This is a genomic window from Thermodesulfobacteriota bacterium (genome assembly GCA_040753795.1).
Lineage (GTDB): Bacteria > Desulfobacterota > Desulfobacteria > Desulfobacterales > Desulfosudaceae > JBFMDX01.
On sequence record JBFMDX010000002.1, the window covers coordinates 53,794 to 80,379 of the forward strand.

Below are 26,586 nucleotides of genomic sequence, written 5' to 3' on the forward strand. Positions count from 1 at the left end.
CGGATATGAAACAACACCCGCCGCATTAAGGCCGCGGCTGACATTCACAACTTAAGGGCGTCTCTAAAATTAGAATTTTGGTTCGAGGTCAAGGCTTGCGAAAATTTTAACCGCAGGAATACTTGCAGTATTTCGAGGATTAAAATTTGAGCATAACGCCGACATCGAGCCAAAAGGCAATTTTAGAGATGCCCTTACGAAAACACCCTGGCGCAAAGTTCGCCCAGAGTCCCCAGGTCGCGGCAGACATGAATGCCGGCTTCCTTCATGGCGGCGATTTTGCCTTCGGCCCCGCCGCTCTTGCCGCTGATGATGGCGCCGGCATGGCCCATGCGCCTGCCCGGAGGCGCCGTCAGCCCGGCAATAAAACCCACCACCGGCTTGGACACCTTTTCTTTGATGAAGGCGGCGGCCTTTTCTTCGGCGTTGCCGCCGATCTCGCCGACCATGACAATGCCCCGGGTGTCCGGGTCCTTCTGAAAAGCGTCCAGGCAGTCGATGAAATTGGTGCCGTTGACCGGATCGCCGCCGATGCCCACGCAGGTGGTCTGGCCGATATTCTGGCCGGTAAGCTGGTGGACCACTTCATAGGTCAGGGTCCCGGAACGGGAAACGACACCGACGGGTCCGCCGGGCTTGTGAATGCTGCCGGGCATAATGCCGATCTTGGCCTCGCCCGGCGTGATGATGCCGGGGCAGTTGGGACCAATCAGGCGGGAGCCCGAGCCGTCCAGGATCTTTTTGACGCGCATCATGTCCATCACGGGAATGCCTTCGGTAATGGCCACGACCAGCGGGATGCCGGCGTCGACCGCTTCCCGGATACCATCGGCCGCGAAGGGCGGGGGTACGAACACCATGCTGCAGTTGGCTCCGGTCGCCTGGACGGCCTCGGCCACGGTGTTGAACACCGGTACGCCGTCCATCTCCTGGCCGCCTTTGCCCGGTGTCACCCCGGCCACCACTTTGGTGCCGTAAGCCAGGCATTGCCGGGTATGAAACTGTCCTTCCTTGCCGGTGATTCCCTGCACCAGCAGACGGGTGTCTTTATTTACGAATATGCTCATCTGAATACCTTTTTGTTGAAATAGACCTTTGATGTTTGAAAATGCTGCTTACGCGGCCTTTACTGCCTGGGCCACCTTGCGGGCGGCGTCGCTCAGGTTTTCCGCGGCCAGCAGGTTCAGTCCGGAATCGGCCAGAATTTTTTTGCCGGCCTCCACGTTGGTCCCTTCCATGCGGACCACCAGCGGCACGTGAACGTCAATATTCCGGGCCGCCTGCACGATGCCCTGGGCAAGGATGTCGCAGCGCAGAATGCCGCCGAAAATATTGATCAGGAGGCACTTGACCTTTTTGTCGCTTAAGATGATGCGGAAGCCGTTCTCAACCATTTCGGCGTTGGCGCCGCCGCCGACATCCAGGAAGTTGGCGGGTTCGGCTCCGGCCAGCTTGATGATGTCCATGGTGGCCATGGCCAGGCCGGCGCCGTTGACCATGTTGCCGACGTTGCCGTCCATGTTGATGTAATTCAGGTTGTACTTGGACGCCTCCACCTCCAGGGGATCCTCTTCTCCGGTATCCCGGTAGGCCAGGATGTCCTTGTGCCGGAACAGGGCGTTATCGTCAAAGTTGATTTTGGCGTCCAGGGCGACCACCGCGTCCTCGGCCGTGATCACCAGGGGATTGATCTCCACCAGGGAGGCGTCCAGGTCGACAAACAGGCGGAACAGGTCGCTGACCACCTGGGTGAATTGCTTGACGGCGGCCGCCGGCAGGTTCAGGCCGTAAGCCACCCGGCGGCAGTGAAAGGCGGAAAGCCCGGACAGGGGATTGACAAAAACCTTGATAATCTTCTCCGGCGTCTTTTCCGCCACCTCCTCGATATCCATGCCCCCGGCCTCGCTGGCCATGATGACGATGCTGGCCGTTTCCCGGTCGGTGATGATGGACAGGTAAAGCTCCCGGGCGATGTTGACGCCCTGCTCCACCAGCACCTTGCGGACCAGGGTGCCGCCGGGGCCGGTCTGGGGCGTTACCAGTTGCGAACCGATCAGTTTGCCGGCAAAGGCCTCGGCTTCGTCCGCGGAACGGACCACCTTGACGCCGCCGCCCTTGCCGCGGCCGCCGGCATGGACCTGGGCTTTGACCACCACCGGAAACCCGCCCAGGGTCCCGGCCGCTTTCCCGGCGTCGGCCGCGTTTTCCGCCATGACCCCGGAAGGCGTGGGGATGTTGTATTTACGAAACAACTCTTTGGTCTGATACTCATGAATTTTCATATAAACCTCATTCTGGCGGCATGGCGACAACCTCTCGCCCGGTTTTAAGCCACCGTTTTATTCGAATTTTCGCGAGCGGATTAACCGATCACGCACAGCACCGCATCTTTTTTGACGGTATCCCCGGCTGAAAAATTGATCGCCTTGACCGTTCCGGCGGCCGGTGAGGGCAGGGCGTTTTCCATTTTCATGGCTTCAAGGACCACCACCGTTTCACCTTCGGCAACGGAATCGCCCACATTTTTTGCGTACCGGACGATCATTCCCGGCATGGGCGCGGTCAGGGGCGTTCCCTTGGCGCCGTCGGCAGCCTTCGCCGGAGCCTTTTTCTCCTCCGCTTTGACCGGTGCCGGTGACGCCTTGGGCGAAGCAGCCGGAGCCGCAGGCGCGGCCGCAGTCGGGGCCGACGCGGGAGCCGGCCTGGAAACCGCCGGCGCCGCCATAACCGGACCGGAACCGATGCGGGCGGCGGCCTGCTGGATGTAGGCAATGGCCGGAGAATCGCCGGTTTCATCCACGCCGACTTCGTAGTACTCGTTGTCCACAAACACGTTGAAGGTGCGCAAGTGTTCGCTCTTTTTGGGCATGTCCGCCTTTTCCGGCTTGACCACCAGCTTGCCGGCTCTGGCCTTTGCCATCAGCGTCTCTTCCGTCTTGGCCTCGTCCAGGGTCTTGGCCCGCACGGACTCGGGCGGATTCTCGAATCCGTACTTCCATTTTAAGAATTTTCGACCGGTCACGGGATAAAGGGCGTAAATCAGGGTGTCGTCGATGTCCACCGCCAGATCGCTGATCTCGGTCTTGGCTTTTTCCATTTCCGGCTCCAGGATCTCAGCCGGCCGGCCGGCGAACGGTTCTTCACCCCGGGCGTATCCCTTCAGGGCCTTTTTCTGGACGTCCGGATTGATGGGCACGGCTGTCTTGCCGTACAATCCGAAACACAGGTCCTTGACCTGATCGGTGATCCGCTGATACCGCTCGCCGCCCTTGTCGAACAGCACGTTGTTGACCGTCTGAACGCCGACGATCTGACTGGTCGGCGTGACCAGGGGAATCTGTCCCAGGTCTTTCCGGACCTTGGGCAATTCCTTGTACACTTCGTCCAGTTTGTCCAGGGCGTCCATTTCTTTGAGCTGGTTAAAAAGATTGGAGAGCATGCCGCCGGGGGTCTGGTGCAGGAGCACGTCGATATCGATGATGGACATTTTGGGCTCGTTGAGCAGATGCCGGTACTTGGGCATGATGTCCCTTTCCAGCACGGTGTTGATGGCCACCAGGTGTTTGATGTCAAAACCCGTGTCGCGGTTGGTGCCCAGCAGCGCCATGACCAGGGGTTCGATGGCCGGATGGGAGGTGCGGTAGGCATAGGGAGAAAGACAGGTGTCGACGATATCCACGCCGGCTTCCACCGCCTTGAGATGGGACATGGGCGCCAGCCCGGAGGTGAAATGACTGTGAAAATGGATCGGCGGTTTAACCGTTTCCTTCAGTGCCTTGACGATCTGATAAATGTCGTAGGGCGCCACCAGTCCGGCCATGTCCTTGATGCAGATGGTGTCCGCGCCCATGGCCTCAAGCTCCTTAGCCTTGGTGACGAAATAATCGACGTTGTAAACAGGCCCGCCCAGGCGCGGTTCGGTCAGGCTGTAGCAGATGGTGCCCTGAAAATGCTTGCCCATTTTTTTGATCACGGAGACCACGGTCTCAAAGTTGCGGAAATCGTTTAAGGCGTCGAAGGTCCGGAAAATATCCATGCCGTTTTCAGCGGCCCTTTCCACAAAAACGCGGGCCACGTCATCGGCATAGTTGCGGTAACCCACCAGGTTCTGCCCGCGCAGCAGCATGGAAAAGGCGGTCTTCTTAAAATAACGCTTCAGGGTCCGGATCCGCTCCCAGGGGTCTTCATTCAGGAAACGGTGCATGGTGTCAAAAGTGGCGCCGCCCCACATCTCCACGGCCCAGAAACCCACTTCATCCATCATTTCCGCCACCGGGATCATGTCTTCGGTTCTTCCCCGGGTGGCAAACAGCGATTGATGGCCGTCCCGCAGGGACAGGTCCATTACCTTCAGGGGGTTCTCCGCCTTGGGACGGTCTTTGTCATAGTTCATCTTGGTCATTTTTACCTGGCTGTGGTCACTCATATCTTCTCCTTCTATTAAAAATAGACATTTTCCTATCGATGAAACGCCTTTAACTGCATCATGACGCGGTTCTGCATCTGCGCCTGCCGGCCCTGGATGCCCCAGTTGTTCCGGAACGTGAACGGGCCCTGCTCCAGGGCGGAGGTGCCCCGGGCCGACTCGGCCATTTCCGAAATCACGGCCATCTCTTCCTGACCGGCGATGTAGGTCATCACCGCCGCGCAGATGGCGGCCCTGACTTTGTTGTTGTTTTCTTTCATCATCCGACTCTCCTGGCTGGTTATACCGGAATATTGCCGTGTTTCTTGGGTGGCCGGGTTTCCCGCTTGGTACACATCAACTCCAGGGCCTCACACAGGCGCTGCCGGGTGTGCCGGGGCTGGATGACCGCGTCCACGTACCCCCGCTGGGCCGCGCAATAGGGATTGGAGAACTGCTGCTTGTATTCCTCGATTTTTTCCTTTCGTCTGGCTGCGGGGTCTTCGGCTTCCTTGATCTCTTTTCGGTGAATGACATTGGCTGCGCCTTCGGCCCCCATGACCGCGATCTCCGCCGTGGGCCAGGCATAAACCATGTCGGCGCCGAGATGGCGGGAGCTCATGGCGATATAGGCGCCGCCGTAATCCTTACGGGTGATCAGCAGGAGTTGCGGCACGGACACCTCCGAATAGCACCAGAGCAGCTTGGCGCCGTGCCGGATGATGCCGCCCCATTCCTGGTCGCTGCCGGGAAGGTAGCCGGGCACGTCGGCGATGGTCAGCAGCGGGATGTTGAAGGCGTCGCAAAAACGGATGAACCGGGTGGCTTTGTCCGAGGCGTTGATATCCAGGCACCCGGCCAGTACCTGGGGCTGATTGGCGATGACGCCGATGGTCCGGTTGTTGAGCCGCGCGAAGCAGACGATCATGTTTTTGGCGAAATAAGCGTGAGGCTCGAAGATTTCACCATTGTCCACGATGGCCCGGATGACCGCCTTCATGTCGTAGGACTGGTTGACGTCATCGGGAATGAGAGTGTCCAGTTCCGGCGCTTCCCGAAAGGGGTCGTCGCCGGTGGCCACGACCGGCGGGTCTTCCATATTATTGGAGGGGATATAGGACAGCAGCCGCTTGATCTGCTCGATGGCGTCAAGATCGCTCTCGCAGGCGAACTGGGCCACGCCGCTTTTTTCATTGTGGGTCATGGCGCCGCCCAGGTCCTCGAAGCTGATCTCTTCGCCGGTCACGGACTTGATGACTTCCGGGCCGGTGATGAACATGTAGCTGGTGTTCTTGACCATGAAGACCCAGTCGGTCATGGCCGGGGAATATACGGCTCCGCCGGCGGTGGGCCCCATGATGGCTGAAATTTGCGGGATGACGCCGGAGCACATGGAGTTGCGGTAAAAAATTTCGCCGTATCCGGAAAGGGCGTCGACGCCTTCCTGAATCCGGGCGCCGCCGGAGTCATTCATGCCGACCATGGGAACCCCGGCTTTCAGAGCCATATCCATGACCTTGGTAATTTTTCTGGCGTGCATCTCCCCCAGACTGCCGGCCCGGGAGGTAAAATCCTGGGCATAGGCGCAGACCGGACGGCCGTTGACCAGGCCGTGCCCGGTGATGACGCCTTCGGCCGGTATATCCACCTTTTCCATGCCGAAATTGGTGCAGCGGTGGGTGACGAACATGTCCAGTTCCCGGAACGTGCCCATGTCGAACAGTGCCTCCAGCCGCTGCCGGGCGGTCAGGCGACCTTTTTCCACCTGTTTGGCCACGGCCTTGTCGCCACCCATGGCCCGGACGGCTTCTTCCTTCTGTTTTAATCCCTTGAGCTTGTCAGCAGTACCCATTTTACAAACTCCTTCCATATAATACCGGTCAACAAATATTTTTACCAAAACTCCCCAAAAACGGTCAGGCCATGACGAAAGACCCGATGCCGGCGGTGATCGCCGCGGGACGGTTCAAATCGTTAAAAATTCTTATGTTTTTGAACGCTTGTCAAGATAAAAGAGCAACCGTCCGGCGCCCCCGGCGGCCGTAATTTCACCGTCGGCCACCTGCCGGGTGATCTTCTGCAGCTGGTCTCTCACTTCCGGCAGATCCAGAAAATGAGCCCTGATGCCTTCTTCGATCAGATTCCACATCCAGCGCGTGTTCTGTTCCGAACGTTTCTTTTCGAACTCGCCGGTCCGCATCATGGCGGCCTGGTGATCGCGGATCACCTGCCAGATTTGGTCAATACCGATACCGGTCAGGGCGCTGCACGTCAGCACCGGCGGATGCCAGGCCGACCCGGTCGGCGCCAGCATGTGCAGGGCCGTTTCATAATTTTTCGCGGCCCGTTCGGCATTGGCGACATTCTCTCCGTCGGCCTTGGTGACGACAACGGCGTCGGCCAGTTCCAGGATGCCCTTCTTGATGCCCTGAAGTTCATCGCCGGCGCCGGCCAGCATGAGCACCAGAAAAAAATCGACCATGCCGGCCACGGCGGTTTCCGACTGGCCCACGCCCACGGTCTCGACGATGACGATCTCGTATCCGGCGGCTTCGCAGACCAGGATGTCTTCCCGGGTCTTGGCGGCGATCCCGCCCAGGGTTTTTCCCGAAGGCGATGGCCGTATATAGGCCCGGGGGTCGGCGGCCAGCTTTTCCATCCGGGTCTTGTCCCCCAGCACGCTGCCGCCGCTGCGGACGCTGCTGGGGTCTACGGCCAGCACCGCCACGGTGGATCCCCCGGCCGTCAGATGGGTACCCAGCGCTTCAATAAAAACGCTCTTGCCTACGCCGGGCACGCCGGTCACGCCCACCCGGATCGACTTTCCGGAATGGGGCAGCAGCCCTTCCAGTACCTGACCGGCTGCTTTTTTATGTTCCGGCAGGGAGCTTTCCACCAGGGTGATGGCCTTGGCGATCATCCGCCGGTTGCCGGCCAGCACCCCGTTGATGTACTCCTCTGGCTGGATGCCCTTCATCAGGCCCCTTTTTCAAGGACGTTCAACACCTGGTTGGCTGAATCCGTGATGACCGTGCCGGGACCGAACACGCCGGCCACGCCCTGCTGATAGAGAAAATCATAGTCCCGGGGCGGAATGATGCCGCCGACCACGACCTTGATGTTCTCGCCGCCCTCGGCCTTCAGGGCCGCGATCAGCTGCGGCACCAGCGTCTTGTGACCGGCCGCCAGGCTGGAGACGCCGACCACGTGGACGTCGTTTTCCACGGCCATGCGGGCCGCTTCTTCCGGCGTCTGGAACATGGGTCCGATATCCACGTCAAAGCCCAGGTCGGCGTATCCGGTGGCCACCACCTTGATGCCCCGGTCATGGCCGTCCTGTCCCATCTTGACTACCAGGATTCTCGGCTTGCGCCCGTTTTTGGCGGCAAAGTTGTCGGTCCGTTTGCGCAAGGAGGCGATGATTTCGCTGTTGCCGTACTCCCCGGCATAGATCCCGGAGATGCACTGGGTGGTGGCCACGTAGCGGCCGAAGACCTTTTCAATGGCGTCGCTGACCTCGCCCACGGTGGCCCTGGCCCGGATGGCGGGGATACAGGCCTCCAGCAGGTTGCCGCCCTGTTCGGCGCAGCGGGTGACGGCTTCCAGGGCCTTTTTGACCTGGGCGTTGTCCCGTTTCTGCCGGAGCTCTTTAAGCCGGGCGACCTGCTCGTCGCGCACCGCTTCGGACACTTCCAGGGTTTCCAGGGGCGTCTCATCCTTGAGCAGGTACTTGTTGACGCCGACAATGGTCTCTTTGCCCTGGTCGATCCGGGCCTGGCGCCGGGCGGCCGACTCTTCGATCCGCATCTTGGGCATGCCGGACTCGATGGCCTTGGCCATGCCGCCCAGGTCCTCCACCTCTTTCATGATGGCCCGGGCCGCGTTGGCGATTTCAGCGGTCAGGGATTCGATGTAGTAGGAACCGCCCAGGGGATCGACCACCCGGGTGATCTGGGACTCTTCCTGGACGATGATCTGGGTGTTGCGGGCGATGCGGGCGGAAAACTCGGTCGGCAGGCTGACGGCTTCGTCAAAGGAGTTGGTGTGCAGGGACTGGGTGCCGCCCAGCACCGCCGACAGGCATTCTAAAGTGGTGCGGATGATATTGTTGTAGGGATCCTGCTGGGTCAGGCTCCAGCCCGAGGTCTGGCAGTGGGTTCTCAACATCCGGGAAGTGGGTTTCTTAGGATTGAAACGGCCGACGATTTCCGACCAGAGCAGCCGAGCCGCCCGCAGCATGGCGATATCCATGAAAAAATTCATGCCGATGCCGAAGAAGAAGGAGAGCCGCGGGGCAAAATCGTCGATGGCCAGGCCGGCGTTAAGGGCCGCTTTGATGTATTCCAGGCCGTCGGCCAGGGTGAAGGCGGTCTGCAGCACCGAGTCGGCGCCGGCCTCCATCATGTGGTACCCGCTGATGCTGACGGTGTTGTACTTGGGGATGTTGTCGGAGCAGTACTTGATGATGTCGGACACGATCCGCATGGACGGTACCGGCGGATAGATGTAGGTGTTGCGGGTCAGGTATTCCTTTAATATGTCGTTCTGGATGGTTCCCTGAAGCTGGGCCTGGGCTACGCCCTGTTCTTCGGCGGTGACGATGTAGGCGGCCAGGATGGGCAGGACCGCGCCATTCATGGTCATGGAAACGGTCATCTTGTCCAGCGGGATGCCGTCAAACAGGATCTTCATGTCCTCGACCGAGTCGATGGCCACGCCGGCTTTGCCCACGTCGCCGGCCACCCGGGGATGGTCGGAATCGTAGCCGCGGTGGGTGGCCAGGTCAAAGGCGACCGACAGGCCCATCTGACCGGCGGCCAGGTTTTTCTTGTAAAACTCATTGGACGCCCTGGCGGTGGAAAACCCGGCATACTGCCGGATGGTCCATGGCCGGTAAGCGTACATGGTGGCCCGGACGCCGCGGGTAAACGGGTCAAGGCCGGGGGTCGTATCCGTGCCCTCCAGCCTGTCCAGGTCTTCCCGGGTGTACAGCGGTTTGATGGTGATGCCTTCCGGCGTCAGCCAGTTCAGGGTCTCCAGGGGCTTGTCTTTCAGGTCTTTCTGGGCGAGTTCGCTCCATTTTTTCACGTCAGCCATTTTCTTTTCTCCTTACGGCCTTATCGTTCACACAATTCCACCAGCACGCCGCTGGTCGCCTTGGGATGCAGGAAGGCGATCTTCGCTCCACCGGCGCCCATGCGGGGCTTTTCATCAATCAATTGGATCCCCTTGGCCTTCAATTCCGCCAGGGCCGCCTCGATATTATCGACCCGGAAGGCCACATGCTGGATGCCTTCGCCCTTTTTTTCGATGAACTTGGCGACGGGCCCGTCCGGAGCGGTTGACTCCAGCAGCTCCACTTCGCTTTCCCCCACCGGCAGAAAAGCCGTGGTGACCTTCTGCGCTTCCACGGTTTCGGTGCCTTCAAAGGAAAGCCCCAGTACATCCGACCAGAAATTTTTCCCTTTTTCGATGCTGTTGACCGCGATGCCGAGATGATCGATCTTTAACAGTTTCATATTCAGCTCCTTGAAAGTGGTTTTTATTTTACCGCCTCAATGGCTTTCTTAAAGCCGGGCGCGGCGTTTTCAATGGTCCGGTCATCCACGCAGTAGGCCAGCCGGAAGTAGCCGGGGCCGCCAAACCCGCTTCCCGGAACGGCCAGGACCAGTTCCTGTTGGAGTCGGCGCACAAAGGCCACGTCATCGGCCAGGGGCGATTTCGGGAAAAGGTAGAAGGCGCCGGCCGGTTTGATAAAATCATAACCGCAGTCCGAGAGAATGGCGCACAGTCGTTCCCGTTTCCGGGCGTATTCATTAATATTGACATGCTCTCCCGGCATCCGGGCGATGACGCGCTGCATCAGGGCCGGGGCGTTGACAAATCCCAGGACCCGGTTGGTGAACACCATGGCGGCCAGCAGGTCCTGCTTGTGGGCCATGGCCGGATTGACGGCGACAAAGCCAATGCGTTCCCCGGGCAGGGAAAGGGTCTTGGAATAGGAGGTGACCACCAGGCTGTCGGCGTATTTGTCGAAGATCGCGGGCACGACCGCGTTGTCATAAACAATATCCCGGTAAGGTTCGTCGGCGATCAGGTAGATGTTCCGGCCCATGCCCCGGGACTTTTCCGCCAGCATTTTCCCCAGGCGGTCGAGGGTGTCGGCGGAATAGACTACGCCGGTGGGATTGTTGGGCGAGTTGATCAGCACGGCCCGGGTGTTTTCGTCGATGGACCGGGAGAGGGCCTCCAAATCCAGGTCGAAGCCGGGCAGGGAAGGGGCGGTGATCAGGCGGCCGCCGTGATTTTGGACGTAAAACCGGTATTCCACGAAAAAGGGTGTCGGGGTCACCACGGTTTCGCCGGGATTGAGAATGGCCTTGAGGATGACGTTCAGGCCGCCGGCCGCGCCGCAGGTCATGATGATGTCGTCGCCGGTGACGGGACTGTTCTGCTCCCGGGCCACCTGTCCGGCTACGGCCTGCCGGGTCTCCGGATATCCGGCGTTGGACATGTAGGCATGGTCGATGGCAGCATTCCCGGCCACGTCCCTCAGCGCTTTTTTGAAACTTTCCGGGGGCGGAACATTGGGGTTGCCCAGGGTGAAATCACAGACCCGGTCGGCGCCGTGTTGCGCCTTCAGGGTCGTGCCCTCTTCGAACATCTTCCGGATCCAGGAGGAGGCTTGAAGTGATTCGGCGATGTGCCTGGCGATTGTCATGGATTCATCCTAACCATTTAATTTTAATGTTTTATGAAATAAATCCGTGTTTGCCCAGCTTTTGTTTCCATCATTTGATGGATAGCGTAAGAAAACTTTTTGTCCTTGTCAAATACTTTTTTTAATCATCATTTTTGTTTCCTTCCAACTGGCTGTAAAACTGCTTGCGAAACGAATCAAAGGCGCCGCTGGCGATGGCGGTCCGGATGCTGTTGAGCAGTTGCACAAAATAATAGACATTGTGGATGGTTGCCAGGCGGTAGGCCAGCAGCTCCCGGGACATGAACAGATGCCGCAGGTAGGCCCGGGAAAACCGGCGGCAGGCATAACAGCCGCACCGGCCGTCAACCGGCCCGTCATCAGCGGCGTAACGGGCGTTGCGGATATTCAGCGTGCCGCCGGCGGTAAAAAACTGGCCGTTGCGGGCGTTGCGGGTTGGCATGACGCAGTCGAACATGTCCGCACCCAGGGACACCAGCTCCACCAGTTCCGCCGGCGTGCCCACGCCCATGATATAGCGCGGTTTGTCGGCCGGCAGCAGGGGCAGGGACAGACCGGCGATTTCAAGCCGCGTTTCCACGGATTCACCTACGCTCAAACCGCCCAGGGCATACCCGGGAAAATCCAGGGCCGTCAGTTCCGCCGCCGATTGTTGCCGCAGATCCGGAAACATGCCGCCCTGGACGATGCCGAACAGGGCGCTTCGTTTGTCGGCGCCGGTCTGCCGCCATCTGTCCAGGCAGCGGCGGGCCCAGCGGGTGGTCAGGTCGGCGGCCTGCCGGGCGGCCTGCCTTTCGGCCGGAAAGGAAATGCACTGATCCAGGCACATGCGGATATCCGAATCCAGGCTGGCCTGGATGTCCATGACGCTTTCCGGGGTGAGCAGGTGGGCGGAACCGTCGATGTGAGACTGAAAGGCGGCTCCCTCCTCGGTCACTTTGGACAGTTTGGCCAGGGAAAACACCTGAAAGCCGCCGCTGTCGGTCAGCACCGGCCGGTCCCAGCCCATGAACCGGTGAACGCCGGAAAACCGGTCGATTACGTCGCAGCCGGGCCGTAAATATAAATGATAGGTATTGGCCAGAATGATCTGGGCGCCGCATTCCTCCAGGTCCTCCGGCGACAGGGACTTGACCGTGGCCAGGGTGCCGACGGGCATGAACACCGGCGTATGCACCGCTCCCCGACCTGTTTCCATGACGCCGGCCCGGGCCCGGGTGGCGGTGTCTTCGACTGATTTTATAAAACTGAACATGACGTTTCCGTAAGTTAAGATGATCCGGGGCCAGGCGGATATTACGCTATCAGCATGGCGTCTCCATAACTGTAAAACCGGTATGCTTCGGCTATGGCGGCGCGGTAGGCCGCGAGAACGTTTTCCCGGCCGGCAAAGGCCGAAACCAGCATGAGCAGGGTGGACCGGGGCAGATGAAAATTGGTGACCATGGCATCCACCAGTCCGAAGGAAAAGCCCGGGTAGATGAACAGGTCGCACTCCCCGTCAGCAGCCGCCAGGCCGCCGCCGTTTTTGTGCAGATACTCCAGCACCCGCACCACGGTGGTGCCCACCGCCACGACCCGGCCACCTTCGGCTTTTGTCCGGTTGATGGCGGCGACCGTGTCCGGGGAGATGGAAAACCGCTCCCGGTGCATGCGATGCTGGCGAATGTCCTCCACCCGCACCGGCAGAAACGTGCCGTGGCCCACATGCAGGGTCAGGGGGGCGACGGCCACGCCCTTGGCGCGGATCATGTCCAGCAGTTCCCGGGTAAAATGCAGGCCGGCGGTAGGCGCGGCCACGGCTCCTTTTTCAACGGCGTAGACCGTCTGGTAGCAGACACTGTCGTCGCACGGTGTCCGGCGGTCATCACGCTGGATATACGGCGGCAGCGGCACCCGGCCTTTCTGATACAGGAATTCCGTCAGGTCGCCGTCAAACCGGATACGATAGAGGCCCTCCTTGCCGTCCACGACGGTTGCCCGGCAGGACTCTTCAAAAACAAGTGACTGGCCGGGCTTAAGCCGTTTGGATGATTTGACCATGCACTGACAGACCGTCCCGTCCGGCGCCTGTTGTCCGGGATAATCAAGGACCAGGGCCTCGACGGCGCCGCCGGTCTCTTTTTTTCCGATAATCCGGGCCGGCACCACTTCGGTATTGTTGATCACCATAACATCCAACGGCGACAGGAAATCGGCCAGTTCATGGAAGCGGTGGTGAGCGATCCCGCCCGTGCGGCGGTCCAGCCGCAGCAGGCGGCTGGCATCCTTCCGGCGGACCGGCTGCTGGGCCACCAGTTCCGGCGGCAGATCATAGTCATAGTCATGGATGGCAAACATCAGCCCAACTTATTGTCGAACAAATAAAAAGATTACAAGGGATATTACAGCTGCAGGGACAGGCGGACGACGACCCGGGTCGCTGCCGTGTCAGCTCCGGCCGAGATACACCAGGCACAGACCCAGAACCATCAAGATCAGCCCGAAACCTCTCAATACCGCCGGATTCATCTCCAGCATCTGCGCCAGCCAGAATTTTATTTTTTCCGGAAAGGCGAAATAGGGCAGGCCCTCAATGATCATCACCATGCCGATCACACACAAGAAGAATTTCATGGTTCTCTCCGTCCGGGCACCTTCTGTCCGGGGTCTCGCCGGTAAGGCGACGCCCCCTTCCGGGTCCACAGCCGTATATACCTTGCCGCGCCGCTCTTTGTCAAAGCCAAACCCCCTGGAACAACTCCAAAAAAATCTTGACTATTAATCCTCCCTGATAGAGCATAACGGCGAAAAAACCGTTGCAACCGTAATTCTTAAAAGGCTTATTTTCATGGACTTTGAACCGGTAATCGGGCTGGAGGTCCACGCCCAGCTCAAGACCGCCACCAAAATATTCTGCGGCTGCTCCACGACGTTCGGGGCAACGCCCAACTCCCAGACCTGTCCGGTTTGCACCGGTATGCCGGGATCGCTACCGGTATTGAATCGAACGGCCGTGACCTTTGCCCTGACCATGGCGGCGGCCACGGATTGCAAGACCGCTGAAGTCAGCCGCTTTGCCCGGAAAAACTATTTTTACCCGGACCTGCCCAAGGGGTATCAGATCTCTCAATATGAACAGCCGCTGGCTGAACACGGCAAGATCGTCATCGACACGCCTGACGGAGAGAAAACCATCCGGCTGACCCGTATCCATATGGAAGAAGACGCCGGCAAACTGATCCATGATGACGGCCGGGGAGTGTCTTACGTAGATCTGAACCGGACCGGGACCCCTCTGATTGAAATCGTCAGCGAACCCGACCTGCGGTCGCCGGAGGAAGCAGGCGCTTATTTGAGGGAACTGCGGGCCATTCTCCGTTATCTGGATATCTCCGACGGCAACATGGAGGAAGGAAGTTTCCGCTGCGACGCCAATGTCTCGGTCCGCCGCCGGGGGGAAACGGCTTACGGAACCCGGACCGAACTGAAAAACCTCAACTCCTTCCGGCATGTGGAACAGGCTCTGGCTTATGAAATCAAACGTCACATCAATATTATTATGGAAAACGGCCGGGTGGTCCAGGAGACCCGGCTGTGGGACGCGGGCAGGATGATGTCCTTCTCCATGCGGGGCAAGGAAGACGCCCATGACTATCGGTACTTCCCCGATCCCGATCTGGTCCCGCTGGTGGTGGATACGGCCTGGATGAAAACCGTCCGGGAAGGCCTGCCCGAGCTTCCCAGGCCGAAACGGGAACGGTTCATGGCCGATTACGGCCTGTCATCAACCGACGCGGAGGTGCTGACCGCGTCGACCGCGCTGGCCGATTATTTTGAAGCCTGCGCGGCAACGGCAGGAAATCCCAAGCAGGCCGCCAACTGGGTGATGGTGGAACTGCTCGGCCTGCTGAACGCGCAAAACCGCACCCTGGCCGATGTGCCCATTTCCGCGGCGTACCTGGGCGCCCTGGTCCGGTTGATCAACGAAGGAACCATCAGCGGTAAAATCGCCAAGACCGTGTTTGAAAAAATGGCGGCCACCGGTCATTCCCCGGAAACCATCATCCGGGAGGAAGGGCTGGTGCAGATGACCGATTTGGATGAAATCACGGCCGTGGTGGACGCGGTCCTGGGGGAAAATCCCGGAGAGGTCGAAAAATACAGAAGCGGCAAGACCAAGGTGATGGGATTTCTGGTGGGACAGGTGATGAAGAAAACCGGTGGCAAGGCCAATCCCCAGTCCGTCAATGAGCTGCTGGCCAGAAGACTGACAAATCAATAGCAAGGGATGATGATGCGTATTAAACTCATTCGAGTCTCCGCGCTGCTGGGACTGCTGGGCGGGGTCTGGTTGTGCGTAACCGGCGCCGCTGCTCCGGCCCGGACCCTGGCGATCTTGCCCCTGACGGTGCATGCGGAAAAAGACATGGGCTATCTTTCCCGCGGAGCGGCCGACATACTGGCTTCCCGGATTTCAGCCGGAACCGGGATGACCGTTCTGGATATGCGTCAGGTGGAGGCCGCCGTGACCGAGTCGGGACAACCCGTCAGCCGGGTTACGGCCGGGAAAATCGGCCAATCCCTGAAGGCGGACTATATTGTTTATGGCAGCATCACCCGGCTGGGCGACAGGTTCAGCCTGGACGTTACCGTATTGGATATCGCCGGGGAAAAAGCGCCGTCTTCGTTTTTCGGGCAGGCGGCCGACGACAACGACCTGATCCCGGCGATCGGTGGCCTGGCTGAAAAGATTAACCAGGATTTTTTCGCTGGTTCGCCGTCGGATCAGGCGGTTTCTTCCCCAGGGATAAAGGCTGGCCCGTCTGTTTTGCAACCGCCACCGGCCGATGCTTCCCCGGTGGCCCCGGCCGCGCAGGCGTCTGGCCCGCGACTGTCGAACCCGACCCCGGCCTCCGGCAGCACGGCCGCGGCATCTCCATTGGTGGCCGCCCGTCCCGCCGAAGCGCAAAACGAATTCTGGAAAAGCCCGGACCTGGCCATAGAGGGCTGCGGTCTGGCCGTGGCCGATCTGGACGCAGACGGGAAAAACGAAGTGGTTATCGCTTTCCCGGACGGCTTGCACGTGGGACGAATAGACGGCAGCCGACTGGACAACGTGTCGAAATACCAGGCTAAATCGAATGACCGACTGATAGCGGTTGATGCGGCGGATACAGACCGGGACGGCCGGGCGGAAATTTTTGTCACCTGCACCAAAAACACCACCCAGCGACTTTGTTCCTTTGTCCTTTCTCTTTCCGGAAATCAATTGGAAACAATTGCCGAGAATCAGAACTGGTATTTCCGGTCCCCTGGAAAGGACCGGGTGTTCGGCCAGAAAAGGGGGCTTTCTGAAATTTTTATGCCCGGGGTCTGGCGCCTTGAAAAAAACGGCGCCGATTATGTCGAAAAGGAAGAAGTGTCCCTTCCGGACCCGTTTTCCGTTTTCAGCTTTTATCCCGGCGACATCGACCATGACGGTATTTCCGACCTGGTCATCATGGATAACGACGACAGGATCAGGATATATGACCAGAACAATCGATTGGCCTGGAAAACCGGCGATTATTTCGGCGGCGGCGAAACCCGCCTGACGGACGGGAAGGACCGGAAAGACGATTCTGTAGGGGAACAGGTGTTTCTGCCTCAACGGGTCGTCGTCTGCGACATCAACGCCGACGGGAGGAACGAAATCCTGACCGTTCTGAATAAGACGGTCGGCGGCCGGGTGTTTGAACGCTTTCGCAGATACAACCAGGCTTCCTTTTCATGCCTTTCCTGGGACGGTCTGGGCCTGTCTGAAATATGGCACACCAACCCGGTTTCGGGTTATGCCGCCGACTTTTCCCTGGCGGATATAGACAACGACGGACAAAACGAAATCGCGGCCCTCATGGTTACCTCACGGGGCTCCGTCATCTCAAGTCCCAGATCGGCCCTCATTTTTTACGAAACCGAAAACAGCCCGAAATAAAAGAAAAAACGAGTGGGGACGGAAAAGTATTGACTTTTGCCGGTATTTCGCGGTAAGCAGTTCGGATATTTTTACAGCGGATGGGTTTTTGTCAAATCCATCCACCCTTGCTTTGGAAACCAGGTGTCCAAGGCTTAACAACCAAAAGGAGGTGTACATGAGACATTACGAAACCGTCTTTATTGCCGACCCTGACCTTTCCCCCGACGTTCATCAGAACCTTTTTGAAAAAGCCAGAAACCTGATCAGCGGTAATGCCGGGGAACTGATCGATTTTGATGAGTGGGGGAACAAACGTCTGGCGTATGAAATCCGGAAAAAGCAGCGCGGCCATTATGTCCGTCTGGATTACTGCGGCAGCGGCGCTACGGTCAGCAGCCTGGAAAACGCCCTGCGGATTGATGAACGTGTACTCAAGTTCATGACGGTCCTGGTGGACCCGGAGTCTGACCCCGAACAGCTTAAAGCCGCTCTTGAAGCCAGCCGGCAACCGGCCAAACCCGCTGCCGATGAAGGCGAAAAGGTCGCGGCGGCGGAAGCGAACGAAGATACCGGTGGTGATGACCGGGAGGCACCGGCCGAAGGGGAAAACAACGATCAAGACAACGCCTAACAGCGTTTTTAATCAGCCAGCGAGGTGTAAAAAATGAGAAGCCCACTATCTACTGGGGGAGAACCCACGAGAAAGAAAGTGTTTCACCGGCGGAAATACTGCCGCTTCTGCGCGGACAGCAGCCTGGTGATAAATTATAAAAACACGAAACCGCTGAAAAGCTTTCTGACGGAACGCGGCAAAATAATCCCCAGGCGTATTTCAGGGACCTGTGCCAAGCATCAGCGGTTTCTGGCCCGGGAGATCAAACGGGCAAGAACCATCGCGTTGCTTCCGTACGTCGGTAATCCCAACGGCTAATCCGCCGCCGCCATCCCGGTCATTTCCGGTGGAACAATAGGAGAGGGAGGCATTGATCGGTGCCCCAGACAGTGTTCAACGGCATATCCAGAGACATCATCAGCGGCGTGGCCATATCCAGCCTGATTGTCTTTGTTTCCAGCCGGCTCCCGGTGCTAGGGGCGTTGGGACTGTTATCCCTGCCGCTGCCGATTTTTTACTACCGGGCCAAGCTCGGCAGGAAAAACGGCCTGATCATGCTGGCCGCTGTCATCGGGGTCATCTCCCTGATCATCGGGGGCGCTTCTCCGGATTTGATATTCGTGGCCGGTTTGCTGATGACGGGATTTGTGCTGTGCGAACTGGTGGAAAGGCAAATGAGTATCGAACAGACCCTGATGCTTACCGGCGGACTGGTTTTTTTCGCCGGGGTGTTTGGTCTAATCGTGTACAGCAACATGGCCGGCGCGCATCCGTGGGCGCTGCTGACCGCTTATATTGGAGAGAACCTGGCCTTTTCGCTGAAACTTTACAAAGATGTAGGCATGCCGGCGGAACAGGTGCAGATCATCTCCCAGTCCCTGGAGACCATTCAGTACTATCTGGTTCGCATCCTTCCTTCCCTGTGCGGCGCCTTTTTGCTTCTTGTCGCCTGGATCACGTTCCTGGGCGCGCGGACCGTCCTGATCAAAAGGGGGATGGGGTTTCCGGATTTCGGCCGCTTGAATACCTGGCAGGCGCCGGAACCGTTGGTCTGGGGTGTTATCGCCTCCGGCGGCCTGCTGCTGCTGTCATACAGCCCGGCCCGGCTCATTGCCTTAAACGCCCTGATCCTGCTGATGACGATTTATTTCTTTCAGGGCATTGCCATTGTTTCTTACTGGTTTGAGAAAAAACATCTGCCCGCGGCCATGCGGTTTTTCATTTACAGCCTGATCGCTCTGTGGCATGTGCTGCTGGTGTTTATCGTCGGACTGGGTTTTTTTGACGTTTGGGCGGATTTCCGGCGCCTTAAACAACCCGAAACCGGCGATACTAACCTTGATGAATGACGACGAGAATATTGTGGAGGTTATATTATGCAGGTAATACTAAAAGAAAGCATTGAATCCCTGGGAATGGCGGGTACTGAAGTCAAGGTGTCCGACGGGTACGCGCGCAACTACCTTTTCCCTCAGAACAAGGCGGTAGAAGCAACGCCCGCTAACCGCAAGATCATGGAGCAGAACCGTCAGAAACTGGAACTGCAGATCGCCCGGGAAAAAGAAGCGGCCATGGAAGCGGCTGGAAAGCTTGCCGGTGTGGTCTGCCGGGTGATGGCCAAAGCCGGACCCGAAGGACGGCTTTACGGATCGGTTACCGCCAGCGACATTTCCGCCGCGCTGAAGGACCAGGGTATTGACGTCTCCAAACGAATGCTTTTAATCCGTGAGCCCATCAAGGAAATCGGTACGTTTACGATCGCCATCAACCTGTACAAGGACATTCATCCGGAAATTACGGTTGAGGTGGTGAAAGAGGAAGACGAGGCATAGGCCTTTGTCTGGCGTTCCGGTGTAAGCGCCTGCTGTCTTTCCGGAGACCGGAGACGCAGGCGCAAAGCATATCCGCAATCGTCGATTGTGAAACGGGAAGGAGAGAGGCATGCAGAAACCCGCCCCCAAAAAAGGTCGGGCTGGCTCAAAAACGACCTCAGATCCCTGGATTCACAATCTGCCTCCCCAGAATCTGGAAGCCGAGGAATCCATTTTAAGCTCGATCCTGATTGATCCGGATACGGCCGCCCTGTTTGATACGCTCGAAGTTCTGTCACCGGAAGATTTTTATAAAACCGCTCACCAGAAAATTTTTGCCGCCATTCAGGAACTGGTCGTTAAAAACGAGCCAGTGGACCTGATTACGGTCAAAAATCATCTTCAGGAATCCGGGGCGCTGGAAGACATCGGCGGCGGCGGGTACTTGGCGAATCTGGTCGCGTCCGCGCCCTATGCCATCAACATCAGGCATTACGCGGCCATTATCAAAAACAAATCGATTCTTCGGCGGCTGATTGAGCATTCCAGCGAAATCGTCCGCAAATGCTTTGAAAATCCGTCCGAGATCGAGGCGGTGATCGATTTTGCCGAGCGGTCAGTCTTTGAGGTCGCGGAAAAAAAAACCGCCAAGGCCTATTTCCAGCTCAACCAGATCATCCAGTCCAACATCAGCACCATCGCGGCCAACCAGGGCAAATGGATCACCGGCGTGGCCAGCGGGTTTGAGCGGCTTGACAATCTGACCTCCGGTTTTCAGAATTCCGACCTGATTATTATTGCCGCCCGGCCCAGCATGGGAAAAACCGCCTTTGCCCTGAATATCACCCGCAACGCCGCGGCGTTCTCCGGACTTCCCGTCGCGTTTTTTTCCCTGGAAATGTCCAAGGAGCAGTTGTCCATGCGGCTGCTCACGTCGGAAGCCCGGGTCAACGCCTTTCGCCTGCGAAGCGGCCACATCGGCAAGGATGACTGGATCAGGATTACCGACGCGGCCAGCGTCCTGGACACGGTACCGATCTATATCGATGATTCAGCCGGCCTGACCGTCATGGAAATCAGGGCCAAGGCACGCCGGATGAAAAAAGAAAAAAAGATCGGCCTGATTGTAATTGATTATCTCCAGTTGATGCGCCCGACGGAAACCGGAGAGCGGCGGGATCTGGAAGTGTCCGAAATGTCTCGTTCCCTGAAAAGCCTCGCCAAAGAATTGGACATCCCCATTATTGTCCTTAGCCAGCTCAACCGGGCACCGGAACAGAACCACGACAAGCGCCCCCTGCTTTCCCATCTGCGGGAATCCGGCTCTCTGGAACAGGATGCCGATGTGGTGTTGTTTATTTACCGGGATGAAGTTTATAATAAAAATGAAGACAACCCCAACCGGGGCATTGCCGAAATTATTATTGGCAAACAGCGCAACGGCCCCATCGGGAAAGTGTTTCTGCAGTTTGAGCCTTCCTATACCCGGTTTCAGGATCTGGCTACAGAAAATTATCCGGAAGAAACGTAGTGTGCCCGTGCATCGATGAAGAATAAACTGGAAGGTCATGTTTCCGGACTAAAGGCGGATCAGAACCGCCGCCTGAACAACCTCTTCCGTCGTAAAATCCCCCCTGAATATATCATCACGCCGGAAATCGGCCGGGAACTGATGGACCTGTCCGACGAAATCCGGAGACAGATCGGGCTGCTGGTGGACCGCCACGGCCGGGTGGCAGAAGTCCTGGTCGGCGATCACGCCGGTATCGTCATTCCCGATATCAGCCATTACCGGACCGCTGCCGGCCGGCTGCGGGGGCTGAAATGCGTTCATACCCATCTGGGTCAAGACCCCCTGACCCGGGATGACCTGACGGACCTGTCTCTGCTACGGCTGGATATAATGGCCGCCATTGTAAAAACCGGCGGCAGCGGCCTTTTCCGGGTCTACGCGGCTCACCTTCTGCCGAACGGGCCGGACAGGGCCCCTTATAAAATAATGGAACCCCTCCCGCCTGACCGGTTGAATATCGGTTGTGATAAACTGATCGCCGAGATTGAAGATGAACTCGGCCAGTCGGGCGCTCTTCGCAAAGCCGGAACCGGCAGGGAGAAAGCCATTCTGGTAAGCGTCACCACCGCGTCCAGGACCAGAGCCGATGAGTCTCTCAAGGAGCTGGCGGCCCTGGCGGAATCGGCCGGTATCGAGGTTGTCGATACCGTCCTGCAGCAGAAGAAGGCCGTGGACGCCCGGTTCCTGTTGGGCCGGGGCAAATTGAGCGAACTGGTGGTTTTGGCGTTGCAACAGTCGGTGAATCTGCTGATTTTTGACCAGGAGTTGAATCCTTCCCAGAGTCGTTCCATCGCCGATCAGGTGGAACTCAACGTGATTGACAGAACCCAGCTCATCCTAGATATTTTTTCCCGGAGAGCCCAGTCCCGGGAAGGTAAACTGCAGGTGGAGCACGCTCAGCTTAAATACCTGCTGCCGCGGCTGGCCACGAAAAACACGGCCATGTCGCGTCTGACCGGCGGCATCGGCGGCCGCGGGCCCGGCGAGACAAAACTGGAGATCAACCGCAGACGGGCGCGGGAAAAGATCGTCCGCCTGGAAAGAGAGCTGGAGGCAATCCAGGGCCAGCGCCGGCAGCAGCGTACCCTGAGAAACAAAAAAGGGGTTCCCGTCGTCTCGATTATCGGCTACACCAACGCCGGCAAGTCAACCCTGCTAAACACCCTGACGAAAAGCGCCGTGGCCGCCGAGGACCGTTTGTTCATGACACTGGATCCATCCAGCCGGCGGTTGCGCTTTCCCCGGGACATCGAAGTCATTATCACCGACACGGTGGGCTTTATCCGGGATCTCCCTAAAGAATTGATGGTGGCCTTCCGCGCTACACTCGAAGAGCTGGAGCACGCCGATCTTTTTATCCATGTGGTGGATATCAGTAACGACCAGTATGAAAACCAGATTGCGGTCGTCAAGAAAATCATAACCGACCTGAACCTTGACGATGTTCCGATAATATACGCGTTGAATAAGCAGGATCGGCTGGACTTTGAGGCCGCCGACCGCATCGCCCGTTCCCTCGGAGGGATTCTCATATCCGCCAACGATGAAACCACGTTGATACCGTTTATTCAGGCGGTTCAGGAGCGCGTCGAACAGATTGTTCGCAACAGCGCCGCCTTCCCTTCCTGAGGTTTATCCGTTGACATACCGGCCCCGGCATGCCATATTAATTAATATATGTGCATTGATTTTGAGTATGTGAAACGGGTAGGGATCGGGGCTGCCTGCCAGGGAGCGGCGGTGCTCCGGTCTTATTTCGGCAAGGCCTTCGAAGTGAACCGGAAAGGCGAGAAGGATCTCGTCACAACGGCGGACACCACTTCCGAAAAAGCGATCATTCAGGCCATTCGTTACCGTTTTCCGGATCATGCCATCATGGCTGAAGAAAGCGGCAGGACGGACGGCTCTGCCGCCATGCAGTGGATTATCGATCCCCTGGACGGTACCACCAATTTTGCTCACGGGCTGGGGGTGTATGCTGTCTCCATTGCCTTTGCCTGCGATAATGAAGTGGCGGTCGGTGTGGTGCTGAACCCGGAAACAGGAGAACTGTTCACGGCTGTTCGCGGCAAAACCGCTGAACTGAATGGACAAGTCATCCATGTTTCGGAAACCGCTGCGATATCGGATGCCCTGCTGGTAACCGGTTTTCCATACGGCTGCAGGCAAAGCCTTCCGTCTCTGATGAACCGCTTTGGCAAATGCGTTGAAGCCGCCCAGGGAATCAGAAGGCTGGGCTCGGCCGCCCTGGATCTGTGCTATGTCGCCTGCGGCCGGTTTGACGGGTTCTGGGAGGAGCAGTTGAAGCCGTGGGACACTGCGGCGGGTATGCTGATCGCGCGTCAGGCCGGCGCGGAAATAACCGATTTTTCGGGGTTGCCATATTCCATCGACAAAAAAGAAATACTGGCGACAAATGGTGCCATTCATGAATCCATGCTGGCCATTCTGAAGGGATAAAGAGGTAAACGATGAGTGACCGTCAAGGTTCAACAACTATCAGCGATGAAGTCGGATGCGTTGGAAATTTCGATCCTTATGACCATCTCTGTTGCCGGAAATGTTCATTGGCCTTGCGTTGCATCGTGGAATGCAATCGCAGGGCCCGCCTGGAACAGGTCATGGGGTTGCTGGAATTTGAAGATATCGGGCCGGCCGATCTGCAGTAAGCCGGAGCCCGGTTATTTCCCGGTGGAAAATATCTTGCCGGGATTCAGTATATTGAAGGGATCAAACAGCGCCTTTATTTTTTTCATCAACGCCATCTCCGTCGGGCCGATCTCTTTTCCCATATAAGCCGACTTGGTGATGCCGATCCCATGCTCCCCGGAAATGGTTCCCCCTAAAAGAAGCGTATAGTCAAACAGTTCGTCTACCGCCTTCTCGGCTGCCTGCAGCTGCCGGCTGTCGCTTTTGTCCAGCATGATATTGACGTGAATGTTGCCGTCACCGGCATGGCCGAAACTGGCTGTTACCAGGCCGGTTTCGTCGCCGATCCGTTTGATCATTTCAACCATATCCGGAATACGGTTTCTGGGAACCACGATGTCCTCGTTGATTTTGTCCGGGGCAAAGGCATAAAGTGCCGGAGAAACCGCTTTCCTGGCTCGCCAGAGCCGGTCGGCCGCTTCCCTGTTTTCCGCCGTTTTGATGTCCACCGCACCTTGATCGCGGCAGATTTCCTCAAGGCGGGTCAGGGCCTCACGGTTGGCTGAAGGAGAGCCGTCCACCTCCAGCAGGAGAATGGCGGCGGCGTCAACGGGAAGCCCGGCGTTAAGACTCGTCTCCACGCAACGGATGGAGTTGTTGTCCATGTATTCAATGGTTCGGGGGATGAGGCCCTGCTGAATGATACGGGACACGGTTTGGGCGGCGGATTTCATGCTGGGAAAAACCGCCGTCATGGTTCTGATGTCTTCAGGCAGGGGCAGCAGCCGCAGCGTGATTTCCGCAATAATGCCCAGGGTCCCTTCCGATCCCGTCATCAGTCGCGTCAGGTCATAACCGACTACGCCCTTGGCGGTCGACACTCCGGTGTGAATAATTTCTCCGGTGGGCAGCACCACCTTCAGGCCCAGTACATAATCCCGGGTGACGCCGTATTTGACTGCCCGGGGGCCTCCGGCGCATTCGGCGACATTGCCACCCAGGGTGGAAAATGCCGAGCTCGCCGGATCCGGGGGATAAAAAAGGCCGAGTCGCTCCACGGCGGCGTGAAAATCCCCGGTGATGACACCCGGTTCAACCCGGGCTACCAGGTTATCCCGGTCGATATCCAGGATGCGGTTCAACCGGCTGGTAACCAGCACCACGCCGCCGTTTACGGCCAGTGACCCGCCGGTCATGCCTGATCCGGAGCCGCGGGGGACAATAATGAATTTTTCGCGGCAGGCCAGTTCAAGAATACGCGAAATTTCCTCCGCGCTCGCCGGGAAAACAACGGCATCAGGCGGGTATTTCCGGGCAGTAGCGTCATAGGCGTAACAGACCAGATCTTCTTTCTTCCGGGTACAGTAATTGTGGCCGGTGATCTGCCGCAGTGCCTGAAAAGCCCTTTCGGATAGCGTCATCGCTTATTATGCCTGTAAAGTTCAAGTTATAATTTGCCGTCTTCTATTTTTTTGCTCAGCAGATCGATCTCCTGCATGGCCGATCGCTTGGATTTGATAGCGCTTTCAACGCAATTGACGGAGTGAATGACGGTGGCGTGGTATCGATTGTAACAGCGGCCGATTTCCTTGAGGGACCGGTCCGTAAACCGCCTGGACAGAAAAATGCCTACCTGCCGCGGCCAGGTCAGACGCTGTTTCCGGGAGCGGGACATAATATCTTTTTCCAGGATGCCGTACTCTCTGCAGATGAGTTTTTTTATGGTATCAAGGGTTATCCGGCTGCGGGCGACGCTCATATTCTGGACGACACTGGCGGCCAGGGTGAGATCGACCGGTATCCCCAGCAGCGACGATTTCATGGCCACATTGTTGAGCCCGCTTTCCAGTTGACGCACATCGTCGACGAGGTTGTCTGCCAGATACTCCATGACATCAAAAGGCACCTGATAGCCATAAAGCTGTGATTTTTTCTGTAGGATCCGCACCCGGGTTTTAAAGTTCGGCGGCTCCATGGCGGTGATCAGACCGCATGCCAGCCGGGACTGCAACTGCCGGTTTAACCCGGGGATATCACCGGGAAGGCAGGCGTCGGTAAACAGCACCTTCCGGTCCGCATCCAATAGATAATCGACCACCATGGCCAGTTCAGATTGAGTCCGCTCTCGCCCGGCCAGGGAATGAACATCCTCCAGCAGCAGCATATCGCATCCGGTCCTGTATTTTTCCTTGAAACGGCTGATGGATTTGGTGTTGAAGGCATAGACCATTTCATTGGAAAAGTCATCGGCAGTAATATAGTAGACCCTCGCAGATGTATCCGTCCTCAAGGCGTGATGACCCAGCGCCTGGGTCAGATGGCTTTTGCCCATGCCCGGTTTGGACGTAAGGAACAGGGATTTGTTTAAACTGCTTTTTTTCGTTCCCATGGAGAGAACCGCCGAAAAGGCGAAGTCGTTATTTTCTCCGACAACAAAATTTTCAAAGGTAAAATCTTTTTTCAACATTCGGCCGCCATTAGGCCGGACATGGAGGTCGGGCAACAGAAGCTGTCGCTCCGGCTTTGTTTTTTTTGTCTGTTTTTCAGGGCGGTGCGTCTCGGAAACGGATTCCCCCCGGGGTGGTTGGTCGCCGGCGGTCATAACGCCCAAAGACAGGGCATATGGCTTTCCCGCTGCCTGGCTGATTCTGGACGTCAGCAGTTCGCTGTAATTTCCTTCAACCCATTTTTTTGAAAATCCGTTAGGGCAGTCGAGCGCAATCGTGCCGTTTTCAGAACCACGCCACTTCAACGGCTCTATCCACATCATATAATGACTCGACGGGATGTCTGTTTTTAATTCCGCCTTAACTTTTTCCCAGACAGATTCCATAACCCCAGCAGCAAATGAACTTTCTGTTTGAATGATGACGGCC

24 protein-coding genes are annotated in these 26,586 nt (G+C 57.7%); 10 read left to right on the forward strand and 14 right to left on the reverse strand.

Going from position 1 to position 26,586, the window contains the following annotated elements; all coding sequences use genetic code 11:
• Window positions 1–194: 194 nt before the first annotated feature.
• The 12 genes from sucD to AB1724_03065 all read right to left on the reverse strand — a co-directional run bounded on the left by sucD (window position 195) and on the right by AB1724_03065 (window position 13,742).
• Entirely contained in the window at window positions 195–1,067 is an 873-nt protein-coding gene (gene sucD, locus AB1724_03010) for a succinate--CoA ligase subunit alpha (GenBank protein ID MEW6076763.1), read from the reverse strand.
• A gap of 48 nt (window positions 1,068–1,115) precedes the next feature.
• Window positions 1,116–2,282, reverse strand: a complete 1,167-nt coding sequence (gene sucC / locus AB1724_03015) for an ADP-forming succinate--CoA ligase subunit beta (protein ID MEW6076764.1) — start codon at window positions 2,280–2,282, stop codon at window positions 1,116–1,118.
• Between the two features lie 80 nt (window positions 2,283–2,362).
• On the reverse strand, window positions 2,363–4,426 hold the full coding sequence (locus tag AB1724_03020; protein MEW6076765.1) for a pyruvate carboxylase subunit B: 2,064 nt from the start codon (window positions 4,424–4,426) through the stop codon (window positions 2,363–2,365).
• 32 nt (window positions 4,427–4,458) lie between these two features.
• A complete protein-coding gene (locus AB1724_03025; GenBank protein ID MEW6076766.1) occupies window positions 4,459–4,689 on the reverse strand; it encodes a hypothetical protein in 231 nt (76 codons plus the stop codon).
• Window positions 4,690–4,706: 17 nt separating this feature from the next.
• The gene (locus tag AB1724_03030; GenBank protein ID MEW6076767.1) at window positions 4,707–6,257 is read right to left on the reverse strand and encodes a carboxyl transferase domain-containing protein; all 1,551 of its coding nucleotides are present in this window, start codon (window positions 6,255–6,257) and stop codon (window positions 4,707–4,709) included.
• Window positions 6,258–6,389: 132 nt separating this feature from the next.
• A complete protein-coding gene (gene meaB, locus AB1724_03035; protein ID MEW6076768.1) occupies window positions 6,390–7,382 on the reverse strand; it encodes a methylmalonyl Co-A mutase-associated GTPase MeaB in 993 nt (330 codons plus the stop codon).
• Complete coding sequence (scpA, locus tag AB1724_03040) at window positions 7,382–9,502, reverse strand: methylmalonyl-CoA mutase (GenBank protein ID MEW6076769.1); 2,121 nt, start codon at window positions 9,500–9,502, stop codon at window positions 7,382–7,384. The genes meaB and scpA overlap by 1 nt, the downstream gene beginning before the upstream one ends.
• A 20-nt stretch (window positions 9,503–9,522) precedes the next feature.
• Complete coding sequence (gene mce / locus AB1724_03045; GenBank protein ID MEW6076770.1) at window positions 9,523–9,924, reverse strand: methylmalonyl-CoA epimerase; 402 nt, start codon at window positions 9,922–9,924, stop codon at window positions 9,523–9,525.
• A gap of 23 nt (window positions 9,925–9,947) precedes the next feature.
• The gene (locus tag AB1724_03050; GenBank protein MEW6076771.1) at window positions 9,948–11,126 is read right to left on the reverse strand and encodes a pyridoxal phosphate-dependent aminotransferase; all 1,179 of its coding nucleotides are present in this window, start codon (window positions 11,124–11,126) and stop codon (window positions 9,948–9,950) included.
• Window positions 11,127–11,247: 121 nt separating this feature from the next.
• A complete protein-coding gene (gene tgt, locus AB1724_03055; protein MEW6076772.1) occupies window positions 11,248–12,381 on the reverse strand; it encodes a tRNA guanosine(34) transglycosylase Tgt in 1,134 nt (377 codons plus the stop codon).
• Window positions 12,382–12,422: 41 nt separating this feature from the next.
• The gene (gene queA / locus AB1724_03060; GenBank protein ID MEW6076773.1) at window positions 12,423–13,466 is read right to left on the reverse strand and encodes a tRNA preQ1(34) S-adenosylmethionine ribosyltransferase-isomerase QueA; all 1,044 of its coding nucleotides are present in this window, start codon (window positions 13,464–13,466) and stop codon (window positions 12,423–12,425) included.
• Window positions 13,467–13,556: 90 nt separating this feature from the next.
• Window positions 13,557–13,742, reverse strand: coding sequence for a DUF2065 domain-containing protein (locus AB1724_03065; protein ID MEW6076774.1), 186 nt, complete (start codon window positions 13,740–13,742; stop codon window positions 13,557–13,559).
• A gap of 214 nt (window positions 13,743–13,956) precedes the next feature.
• Between AB1724_03065 and gatB the strand changes: the two genes are divergently transcribed.
• The 10 genes from gatB (at window position 13,957) to AB1724_03115 (ending at window position 23,730) form a co-directional block, all read left to right on the forward strand.
• Entirely contained in the window at window positions 13,957–15,390 is a 1,434-nt protein-coding gene (gene gatB, locus AB1724_03070; GenBank protein MEW6076775.1) for an Asp-tRNA(Asn)/Glu-tRNA(Gln) amidotransferase subunit GatB, read from the forward strand.
• Between the two features lie 9 nt (window positions 15,391–15,399).
• Window positions 15,400–17,082 (forward strand): FG-GAP-like repeat-containing protein, encoded by a 1,683-nt coding sequence (locus AB1724_03075; GenBank protein ID MEW6076776.1) that lies wholly within the window; start codon window positions 15,400–15,402, stop codon window positions 17,080–17,082.
• A gap of 157 nt (window positions 17,083–17,239) precedes the next feature.
• Window positions 17,240–17,695 carry a 30S ribosomal protein S6 gene (rpsF, locus tag AB1724_03080; protein ID MEW6076777.1) on the forward strand — a complete coding sequence of 152 codons (456 nt, stop codon included), beginning with the start codon at window positions 17,240–17,242 and terminating at the stop codon, window positions 17,693–17,695.
• A gap of 33 nt (window positions 17,696–17,728) precedes the next feature.
• The gene (gene rpsR / locus AB1724_03085; protein ID MEW6076778.1) at window positions 17,729–17,995 is read left to right on the forward strand and encodes a 30S ribosomal protein S18; all 267 of its coding nucleotides are present in this window, start codon (window positions 17,729–17,731) and stop codon (window positions 17,993–17,995) included.
• A gap of 59 nt (window positions 17,996–18,054) precedes the next feature.
• On the forward strand, window positions 18,055–19,026 hold the full coding sequence (locus tag AB1724_03090; GenBank protein MEW6076779.1) for a YybS family protein: 972 nt from the start codon (window positions 18,055–18,057) through the stop codon (window positions 19,024–19,026).
• A 27-nt stretch (window positions 19,027–19,053) separates the two neighbouring features.
• Complete coding sequence (gene rplI, locus AB1724_03095; GenBank protein MEW6076780.1) at window positions 19,054–19,509, forward strand: 50S ribosomal protein L9; 456 nt, start codon at window positions 19,054–19,056, stop codon at window positions 19,507–19,509.
• A 109-nt stretch (window positions 19,510–19,618) separates the two neighbouring features.
• Complete coding sequence (gene dnaB, locus AB1724_03100) at window positions 19,619–21,019, forward strand: replicative DNA helicase (GenBank protein MEW6076781.1); 1,401 nt, start codon at window positions 19,619–19,621, stop codon at window positions 21,017–21,019.
• A 15-nt stretch (window positions 21,020–21,034) separates the two neighbouring features.
• Window positions 21,035–22,690, forward strand: coding sequence for a GTPase HflX (gene hflX / locus AB1724_03105; GenBank protein MEW6076782.1), 1,656 nt, complete (start codon window positions 21,035–21,037; stop codon window positions 22,688–22,690).
• Between the two features lie 48 nt (window positions 22,691–22,738).
• Complete coding sequence (locus AB1724_03110) at window positions 22,739–23,521, forward strand: inositol monophosphatase family protein (GenBank protein MEW6076783.1); 783 nt, start codon at window positions 22,739–22,741, stop codon at window positions 23,519–23,521.
• Window positions 23,522–23,532: 11 nt separating this feature from the next.
• Window positions 23,533–23,730 (forward strand): hypothetical protein, encoded by a 198-nt coding sequence (locus AB1724_03115; protein MEW6076784.1) that lies wholly within the window; start codon window positions 23,533–23,535, stop codon window positions 23,728–23,730.
• A gap of 12 nt (window positions 23,731–23,742) precedes the next feature.
• On the opposite strand, the gene AB1724_03120 is transcribed toward AB1724_03115, so the two are convergent.
• A complete protein-coding gene (locus AB1724_03120) occupies window positions 23,743–25,131 on the reverse strand; it encodes an FAD-linked oxidase C-terminal domain-containing protein (GenBank protein ID MEW6076785.1) in 1,389 nt (462 codons plus the stop codon).
• A 26-nt stretch (window positions 25,132–25,157) separates the two neighbouring features.
• Window positions 25,158–26,543: a chromosomal replication initiator protein DnaA gene (dnaA, locus tag AB1724_03125; protein ID MEW6076786.1), complete on the reverse strand. Its 1,386-nt coding sequence runs from the start codon at window positions 26,541–26,543 to the stop codon at window positions 25,158–25,160.
• Window positions 26,544–26,586 lie beyond the last annotated feature (43 nt).